Genomic DNA, 4918 nt, shown 5'->3' on the forward strand with positions numbered 1-4918 from the left:
AGAAGCTAGAGTTTGATTCAGTAGATATTACTCAAGTTACTATCTCAAAGAGTAGAAAGACCTCAAAAGGTACAATGATGTTAGCTAGAAATCCAGTCACAATAATTTCTGCAACAAAAATTTAATCTAGATTTTTAATTGGGGACAAAATCATATTTTTCATGCCTGAGTTAATTGGAATAGGAGTGGGTCCAGGAGACCCTGAATTGCTAACAGTAAAGGCTGCAAAAGCAATTCAAAATGCAGATACAATAATGTGTCCTGCATCTAATGAGGACAGACCAAGTATTGCATTATCCATAGTTTCATCATTAATTGATAAATCAAAAAATCAAGAGATCATCAAACTGATCTTTCCAATGACAAAAGACAAAGACGTTTTAGAAGCAACTTGGAAAAAAAATGCAAAGATTATGGCTGAGAAAGTATTGACAGGAAAAAATGTTGTCTATCTTACTATAGGTGATCCATATTTGTATAGCACTTGGATCTATATGCACAAAGACATTGAGATGAATCATCCTGAAATCAAAATTAGTGTGATTCCAGGAATTGTTTCAATGTTTACTTTTGCAGCTAAAGTTGGTGTAAGTATTGCAGAAGGTGCAGAAAAAGTGGCAATCATTCCATCATGTTATGATTTAAGTTCAGTAAAAGAGATTGCAAAAAATTCTGAGACAATGGTATTTCTAAAGGATGGAAGATATTTTGATAAAGTAATTGAAGTACTCAAAGAGGCTGGTTTTCCTGATAATTCAATTTTTGCAATAGGACAAGATCTTGGAACAGAAAATGAAATTATTAGAAAACTTACCTTGGGAGAAGTAAATGACGGAACATTAACTACAAAATATTTTTCAATTCTGGTGGTAAAGCGTGTCTAGAATTTATTTTGTAGGCTGTGGTCCTGGTGATCCTGAACTAATAACAATTAAAGCTAAAAAATTAATTCAAAAAGCAGACATTGTAGTTTATTCAGGATCTTTAATTCCTCCCCCAATTCTAAAATTATGCAAAAAGGGAGAACTACATAATGCAGCAGGTTTAGTCAGAGAGGAAATATTTGATCTGCTATACAAAAATGCAAAAAATGACAAATTAGTAATTAGATTACATGATGGTGATCCATCTATCTATGGCGCAATTAAAGAACAAATTGATAATCTAAAAGAAAAAGGAATTGAATCAGTTGTAGTTCCTGGAATTACTGCATTTTTAGCCTCAGCTGCTGCACTTGGAACTCAGCTAACACTGCCAGGTGTTACTCAAACTATCATTGTAACTCGTGCAGAGTCTAGAACCAAAGTACCTAAAAGAGAAAAAATATCAGAACTTGCAAAGCATAAAGCAACTTTGATCTTTTATCTAAGTGTTCATCTACTTTCTAATATTGTAAAAGAAGCAGTAGCAGGTGGATACAAAAAATCTACACCCGTTGCAGTTGTGTACAGAGCAAGCTGGGATGATCAAAAAATTATTAAAGGGACTCTAGATAATATAGTAAAAAAAGTTAGAGACGAAAAAATTACACGAACTGCTATTGTAATTATTAGTAATGTGATTGATTCAACTGATTATGAATATTCAAAATTATATGACAAGAACTTTAGCCATGGCTATAGAAAAATAAAAAAATAAATTAGAAAAATTTTCTAACTGTATGGGTTTGTGCCGCTTATTGAGATGTCCCAGTTAACTGTTAACTGATCTCCATTACTTAAGACTACACTGCTAGGGAAATTTTTCAATGCGAATGTTTCATAGTTTGCAAGTGTCGTGCTTGTAGAATTAAACAATCCTGCTGCTAAAACAGTGTTTGTTGTTCCACCACCCCAAGTAAAGGTAGCAGAAATTCTTTGTGTAGCTGATGCTCCACTAGCTGTTGCGTTTGTAAAAGTACCTAACGTGCCAGTTTGTCTAGTAATTCCATTGTCGTTAATTTCTGTTGGGAGTGCTTTTATTTGTGTACTTCCAGACAACGATGTTGTATTACCTAAACCAATTACTGTATACTTACCTAAACCAGTTGCACTTCCTACTTTACAACCAACATTTGGACCAAACAACAACATTGAAACACAGTTTCTTCCATCGTTTACTATCGCATTATCAGTTTGCTGATATGATTTGATATTTCCTTGACCATCTTTGTGAATGATTTCAATATGTCCTAAAATACCTGCACCATCAATACTGGATGCTGGAGTTTTATCTTGCAAGTTTAATTGCCCATCTGAAAAGTTGATTCCAACCATTCCTACAGCAAATGCAATTGCAGCGAACATACCGATCGTTGTAGTTTTCATTATCTATCTAAATATGAATTTCTTTATAGGTATACTGGTAAATTTTCTTTAATAAAAGATCCAATTTGGAACTTATGGAGTCTCCTTAAAGCCTATAGATTCGCTTAATCCAACTGTAAAACTTTGTGGAGGTCTTTTTAACTCCTCAACATCTGCATTTACCGTTTCATCATTTTGGTTTATCTGTGCTAAACTAACAGCTCCAATACTGATAACAATTACTATGATAATACCAATGATGATTTTTTTATTCACAATCAAGATATTTCTATACAAGTATTAAAAGAATTACAAAAATATTTTAACATTAATTTAACATCTCAAATTAATGATTTTAAAGTTATTTTTAATACGATCAATAATTTTTTCCCTTATATTATCGCCGATTTTCTTTCTAAATGTATATGCTGAAGATCCAATCTTAATTTCCATATCGTCTGGTCTAGATCAAATAAACTTTGATGGCAAATGGACAGATTCATACGAATGGAAACAATCTAGTTACAATCATCTTACATTTGCTGATGGTACAGAAATTCACTTAAGATCAGCTCATCAAGGCGATTTTATCTATATCCAAATTAATGCAGTCTCAGATATGTTCATTGATAAATTAGCTGATAGTGCACTGGTTTGTTTTGATACTAAAAATGATAAAACAATAATCCCACAATCAGATGATTATTGTTTTTTTACAAGTCTTGATGGAAAGAAATCATTTACTTATCAGGGAAATCACATCCCTGCAATAAATGGATATTTTACAAAAATTCCAAACGATAAAGATTTTGTTGCTGTAGGTACTGCATCTGATCAATATGATAGATACAACAGAACACCACATGCAAGTTATGAATTCAAAATACCATTAAATCTTTTAGGACGTTCTGATAACTATGGATTTTTCATTTCTGTATTTGATGCTCATACTAACAATCATTATTCATGGCCTTACAAAATAGATAATCAAAGTATAATCTCAATCCCAAGTCCAAGTCAATGGGGGGATATAATATCACCAGATAAGTCACTTCCAGAATTTAATTTATCTTTCTTATTTGTAATTATATTTCCAATGGTTTTTGCTATGCAACTGCTTTTTAAATTTTCAAAATCATCGTTCTTACTTAAACAATTCTGATTTTTTAAACATTATAACAAATCAAATTGTTAGAATCAATAATATTGATTTTAATTTATATAATTAGACAACTAAGATAAATGATGACACTTGAACAATCAGCAATTATTTCAGTAATCTACTATAAAATAAAATTATTCAAGGATAATTCATTATGAGTATCAATAAAAAAATTATTTTTGTTTTGATTGCTGTTTTATTAATATCTGTAATTTATTACTATAATTTCATGGATAACAATCAAAAACAACAATTTTTTGATTTTAACATCAATACTAGTCAGGCAGATCTAGAACAGCTAGAAATTGATTCAATATTCAAAATAAGTGGTGGTAAGGGAGAATTCATTTTAGATGAAGAAGCTCGTCTAAAACAATATACACGACTTTATTTTGAATTTGATGAAAAAAATCAAGCCACTTATGATCAATTAATGAATAATGATGAAAAGACAGTAGTAATTTACCCAATTTTTACAGCATCAGCATACAACCAACCAGGTTTTTACAATTACTATTCAGGACAATGTGATGATAATTGTTTAACTGTTCCAATAAAACTAATTCTACGTGCAGAAATTGGTGGGAATGGTGCACAAATACTAAAACTACTAAATTATAAATTCCTAAGTGATATTGATGTTGATAAAAATCCTGACATTCTCAAAAAATTTGATAAAGTAATTCTCTTACATAATGAATATGTTACACAAAAAGAATTTGATGCGATAACATCTCATCCTAAGGTAATCTATCTATATCCAAATGCTCTATATGCAAAAATTGAAGTAAATTATGATCAAAAAACTATCTCTTTAATTCGAGGACATGGATATCCAGATAAAACCATCAATAATGGGTTTGATTGGAAATATGATAACACTCATCCATATGAATATGATATAGAATGTGATAATTGGAATTTTTATGACATTCCTAATGGCAAAATGCTGAATTGTTATCCAGATAAACTCATTTATGAAAATTCAACCTTACTTAAAAAACTGAAAGATTTTTAAAAAGTAAAAAGTTTGACTTTCGCTTTCTACTATGATCTACTAATAGGTAGATTGAGAAGATTGCGAAAGTCCTGTTGATGTTGGTACAGATGGAAATTTATCTCCAATCTGTTGCTCTGCCACTGCAGATGCTTCTTGTAAGATTCTTTCTGTCTCTTCACTTGAAGCACCAGTCTCCATGCTAAATGAGTCTCCTGCTAAGGAGTCCATCATTAGACCATTGAGTGTCTGAGTCATGGAATTCAATTCTGAGTCTGCTTCTGGCATGAATCTTCCTAGTGATGACTTCAATCCCTTCATTGTTGACATCGCTGGACCAATTGCTACCATAGCATCGCCTAGATCATGAATAGTTGTCAGTCTTAGTTGGACTTGTTCCAATGACATTCTTGCATTGCCGAGCATCTTTGTAACCTTACGAATTTCAGCTAATTCGTTTGACAAAACTCTGCT

Annotated in this window: 7 protein-coding genes; 4 read left to right on the plus strand and 3 right to left on the minus strand. The window is 31.5% G+C overall.

Features of this window, described 5'->3' with window-relative positions:
- The first annotated feature begins 161 nt into the window (after positions 1-161).
- Together cobI and cobM are read left to right on the plus strand one after the other, a co-directional pair.
- Positions 162-884 (plus strand): precorrin-2 C(20)-methyltransferase, encoded by a 723-nt coding sequence (cobI, locus tag BG20_RS04580; RefSeq protein WP_010191484.1) that lies wholly within the window; start codon positions 162-164, stop codon positions 882-884.
- Positions 877-1638, plus strand: a complete 762-nt coding sequence (gene cobM, locus BG20_RS04585) for a precorrin-4 C(11)-methyltransferase (RefSeq protein ID WP_010191486.1) — start codon at positions 877-879, stop codon at positions 1636-1638. Before cobI ends, cobM begins: the two co-directional genes overlap by 8 nt.
- Positions 1639-1652: 14 nt before the next feature.
- Here cobM and BG20_RS04590 read toward each other — a convergent pair whose 3' ends face one another.
- Positions 1653-2306 (minus strand): hypothetical protein, encoded by a 654-nt coding sequence (locus BG20_RS04590; RefSeq protein WP_010191487.1) that lies wholly within the window; start codon positions 2304-2306, stop codon positions 1653-1655.
- A 72-nt stretch (positions 2307-2378) separates the two neighbouring features.
- Complete coding sequence (locus tag BG20_RS04595; RefSeq protein ID WP_238527506.1) at positions 2379-2561, minus strand: hypothetical protein; 183 nt, start codon at positions 2559-2561, stop codon at positions 2379-2381.
- A gap of 73 nt (positions 2562-2634) precedes the next feature.
- Here BG20_RS04595 and BG20_RS04600 point away from each other — a divergent pair, with 73 nt between their 5' ends.
- Positions 2635-3447 (plus strand): hypothetical protein, encoded by an 813-nt coding sequence (locus tag BG20_RS04600; RefSeq protein ID WP_010191490.1) that lies wholly within the window; start codon positions 2635-2637, stop codon positions 3445-3447.
- Positions 3448-3601: 154 nt separating this feature from the next.
- Positions 3602-4465, plus strand: a complete 864-nt coding sequence (locus BG20_RS04605; RefSeq protein WP_010191492.1) for a hypothetical protein — start codon at positions 3602-3604, stop codon at positions 4463-4465.
- A gap of 39 nt (positions 4466-4504) precedes the next feature.
- Here BG20_RS04605 and BG20_RS04610 read toward each other — a convergent pair.
- Positions 4505-4918, minus strand: a 414-nt coding sequence (locus BG20_RS04610; protein WP_010191494.1) for a Snf7 family protein, incomplete at its 5' end; no start/stop codon positions are given.

The sequence above is a fragment of the Candidatus Nitrosarchaeum limnium BG20 genome (genome assembly GCF_000241145.1).
Lineage (GTDB): Archaea > Thermoproteota > Nitrososphaeria > Nitrososphaerales > Nitrosopumilaceae > Nitrosarchaeum > Nitrosarchaeum limnae.

Excerpts from the sequence above, each read along its gene's own strand:
- cobI (WP_010191484.1), top strand. The coding sequence starts at position 162 with ATGCCTGAGTTAATTGGAATAGGAGTGGGTCCAGGAGACCCTGAATTG.
- BG20_RS04590 (WP_010191487.1), bottom strand. The coding sequence starts at position 2,306 with ATGAAAACTACAACGATCGGTATGTTCGCTGCAATTGCATTTGCTGTA.
- BG20_RS04600 (WP_010191490.1), top strand. The coding sequence starts at position 2,635 with ATGATTTTAAAGTTATTTTTAATACGATCAATAATTTTTTCCCTTATA.
- BG20_RS04605 (WP_010191492.1), top strand. The coding sequence starts at position 3,602 with ATGAGTATCAATAAAAAAATTATTTTTGTTTTGATTGCTGTTTTATTA.